Origin of the sequence: Limnobacter sp. CACIAM 66H1, assembly GCF_001601825.1 — a bacterium.
Taxonomy (GTDB): Bacteria; Pseudomonadota; Gammaproteobacteria; order Burkholderiales; family Burkholderiaceae_B; genus Limnobacter.
On sequence record NZ_LUJK01000096.1, the window covers coordinates 1 to 3,322 of the forward strand.

General features: G+C 57.9%; 6 protein-coding genes. All 6 read left to right on the top strand.

What is annotated here, in order from left to right:
- Positions 1-617 (top strand): ABC transporter ATP-binding protein (locus tag A0129_RS15560; RefSeq protein ID WP_291716299.1); only part of this gene is annotated, 617 nt, incomplete at its 5' end.
- Positions 618-634: 17 nt separating this feature from the next.
- On the top strand, positions 635-1,216 hold the full coding sequence (gene cobO, locus A0129_RS15565) for a cob(I)yrinic acid a,c-diamide adenosyltransferase (RefSeq protein WP_105029736.1): 582 nt from the start codon (positions 635-637) through the stop codon (positions 1,214-1,216).
- An 11-nt stretch (positions 1,217-1,227) separates the two neighbouring features.
- A complete protein-coding gene (cbiB, locus tag A0129_RS15570) occupies positions 1,228-2,214 on the top strand; it encodes an adenosylcobinamide-phosphate synthase CbiB (RefSeq protein ID WP_291716300.1) in 987 nt (328 codons plus the stop codon).
- Positions 2,211-2,702, top strand: a complete 492-nt coding sequence (locus A0129_RS15575) for an aminotransferase class I/II-fold pyridoxal phosphate-dependent enzyme (RefSeq protein WP_291716301.1) — start codon at positions 2,211-2,213, stop codon at positions 2,700-2,702. The genes cbiB and A0129_RS15575 overlap by 4 nt, the downstream gene beginning before the upstream one ends.
- Positions 2,683-3,207 carry an aminotransferase class I/II-fold pyridoxal phosphate-dependent enzyme gene (locus A0129_RS15580; RefSeq protein WP_291716302.1) on the top strand — a complete coding sequence of 175 codons (525 nt, stop codon included), beginning with the start codon at positions 2,683-2,685 and terminating at the stop codon, positions 3,205-3,207. Before A0129_RS15575 ends, A0129_RS15580 begins: the two co-directional genes overlap by 20 nt.
- Positions 3,204-3,322 (top strand): hypothetical protein (locus tag A0129_RS15585; RefSeq protein ID WP_291716303.1); only part of this gene is annotated, 119 nt, incomplete at its 3' end. The genes A0129_RS15580 and A0129_RS15585, both read left to right, overlap by 4 nt.

Genomic DNA, 3,322 nt, shown 5'->3' on the forward strand with positions numbered 1-3,322 from the left:
GGCTTGTTCCCACGCAGCGAGGCCGTGTCAAGGTGAATGGAAAAGACTTGCAGAGCTATGCACACCGCGAACGCGCCAAAACTGTGGCCTGGCTGGCCCAGGGCGGGGCCGATCAGGCTGCTGATGACTTGAGTACCTACGACATCGTCATGCTGGGCCGCTTTCCCCATTTGCCCTGGTTAAGCCCGCCCGGCCCAGCCGACCACGCCGCTGTGCAGCAGGCCATGGAACAAACCCGTGTGTGGGAATGGCGCAGCCGTTTGTTTGGAAGTCTTTCCGGGGGCGAACGCCAGCGCGTGCTGCTGGCGCGCCTGTTGGCTGTTCAGGCCGACATTGTGTTGATGGACGAACCTTTGGCCAACCTCGACCCGCCGCACCAGGCCGACTGGATTGCGCTGGTGCGTAGCCTGGTGGCCCAAGGACGAACGGTGGTGACCGTGTTGCATGAAATTTCCCTGGCCTTGCTTGCCGACGACCTGTTGGTGTTGCAAGCAGGCCAATTGCACTACGCCGGCCCCAGTCACGAGCCGACGGCACACCACGCCCTGCAAACTGTTTTTGATCATCGACTTTCCATTCACCAGGTGAACAACCGTTGGCTTGTGTTGCCAACCTGACTGCGAGAGAAAACCCCATGCAAATTGAAACGCCCCCCACTGAAAAACGTTACGACCGGCCCGAAGGCGAAAGGCGTGGCCTGATCATCGTGAACACCGGCGATGGCAAAGGCAAAAGCACTGCGGCATTTGGCCTGGCCTTGCGTGCATTTGGGCGCACCCATGTGCATGGCAAGCTCGTGAAAATTTACCAGTTCATGAAAGTGCCCAGTGCGCGTTTTGGTGAACATCGATCCTTCGAGCAACTGGGTTTGTCCATCGAAGGGCTGGGTGATGGCTTTAGCTGGAAAAGCAAAGACATCGAACATTCAGCGCAACTGGCCCGGGACGGCTGGGCCAAAGCCCGCGACACCATTCTGGGAGGCGAACATTTTATGGTGGTGCTGGATGAACTGACCTACGGCTTGATTTACGGCTGGATCCCGCTGGAGGATGTGTTGCAAACCCTGCGCGAACGACCCAAGGATGTGCATGTGGTAATCACCGGGCGGCGTTGCCCGCAGGAAGTAATCGACATGGCCGACACGGTGACAGAGATGACCATGGTCAAGCATGCTTTCAAGGCAGGCATACCGGCCCAGCGCGGTATCGAAGATTAAACGCAACGCAAATGGACAATGCCAGCCCCGCTTTGATTTTCGCCACGTCTTTTACATCCATTGACGGTTTGGCTGGTGCCATGCTGGTGGCTTTGCTCGTCGATTATTGTTTCGGCGAACCGCCGGTTCGCTGGCACCCGGTGGTGTGGATGGGCAATTATCTGGGGTGGGTCGGTCGTTTGTTTGCACCTGTAATGGGTGTTGTGCCCAGCAAAGTGATGGCCCCATTCACAGCCGGTGCCTTGGCGTGGTGCGCGGGTGCTGCGGGTGTATTCATTCTGGCTGCGTTGCTTTCAAAGTGGGTGGCACAGGCGAATTGGGTTTTCCAAGTGTTGTTGCTGGGCCTGTTGTTCAAACCCATGTTGGCCTGGCGGGTGCTGCGCGATGAAGTACACGCAGTTGAAAAAGCCTTGCAACGTTCACTGCCCGAAGGCCGACAGCAGGTGGCGCGTTTGGTCAGCCGCGATGTGAACGGCCTGAGCGAGGCGCAGGTTCGGCAGGCTGCCATTTCTACACTTGCAGAAAATTTAAATGACTCTGTGGTAGCCCCGCTGTTCTGGTTTGCGGTGCTGGGTTTGCCAGGCGCTGCGGTTTATCGCTTTGCCAATACGGCCGACGCCATGTGGGGCTATCTTGGCGAACGCGCAGGGCGCGACTGGACCTGGGCAGGCAAGTGGGCAGCACGCGCAGACGATGTGTTGTCCTGGTTGCCTGCCCGCATCACCGCCGTGCTGATTTGCCTGTTGTTCAAAGGTCGTGGCCTGTTTCAATTACCCGGTATTGCACAACAAACCCCTTCACCGAATGGCGGTTGGCCCATGGGGGCCTTGGCTTTGGGCATGAATATTTGTCTGGAAAAGAAAGGCGTGTATTGTTTGAATAGGCAAGGCGAGGCGCCACGCAGTGGCCACATCGAAGCCGCCTTGCATGCCTGCGCACAAGTGGTGATATTCATAGCGGTGCTTTGCTTGGTGGCTGTTTCGTGGGGGGTAACATGAACACACGTATACATGGCGGTACCGATGAGCACGGGCCGGTGCCCTTTGACTTCTCGAGCAATGCCAATGCAGTTGGACCTTGCCCTGCGGTGTTGAACGCAGTTCAGCAGGCTGACGCACTGCGTTACCCCGATCCGAATTACACGGCCTTGCGCACTGCGCTTGCCGACTTTCATCAAGTGGATGAATCCAGAATTGTGGTTGCGGGCAGTGCAAGCGAATTCATTCTACGCCTGACCACCTGCCAGTGGCGCAAGGGCTGCAATTCTTACTGGGTGCCGCAACACGCTTATGGCGATTATGCGCACGCCGCGCAGGTGTGGGACATGGAACTGGTTGATGACCCAAGTCAGGCTGGCTTGGTGTGGTTGTGCAACCCTTCAAGCCCCTTGGGGCAAACTGAATCGACCGAGCTCTTGAAAATTGTAGAGGCCCACCCCGATGTGGTTGCCGTGCTTGATTGTGCTTATGAACCCTGTGTGCCTTGATGAACAGGCCCGCACGGCCGTGCAAAAACGAGACCATTTGTGGCAATTGTGGTCGCCCAACAAGGCATTGGGCATGACAGGTATTCGCGGCGCTTACGCCATTGCACCCGTGGGTGAAAGCCGAGCGGTGTGCGCACTGAATAGCCTGGCACCTTCCTGGCCGATCGGCACGCACGGGCAAGCAATGCTGCTTGCCTGGACCTTGCCGGAAACACAAGGCTGGTTGGCTGAAAGCCGCAGCGTGCTGGCGCAATGGAAACTGGATCTGCTGAATTGCCTTCACCAGCGGGGTTGGGAAACGATGCCCAGCATTGCCTCGTTTGTGTGTGCCAAAGCACCTTGCGGAATTGATGAGGTGCACCTGCGCGCGCGTGGCATCAAGCTGCGCGATGCCACCTCGTTTGGTTTGCCCGGCTGGTGGCGCTTGTGCGCGCAAGGGCCACAGGCCATGGCTGCGCTTTCAAGTGCGCTTGAATATTATCCTGCAAGGCAGGGCCACGAATGACCGCAGTGTGTGTGATGGTTCTGGGTACCAGCAGCGGTGCAGGTAAAAGCTGGGTGACCACGGCATTGTGCCGTCACTATGCACGCCTGGGTTTTAAGGTGGCACCCTTCAAGGC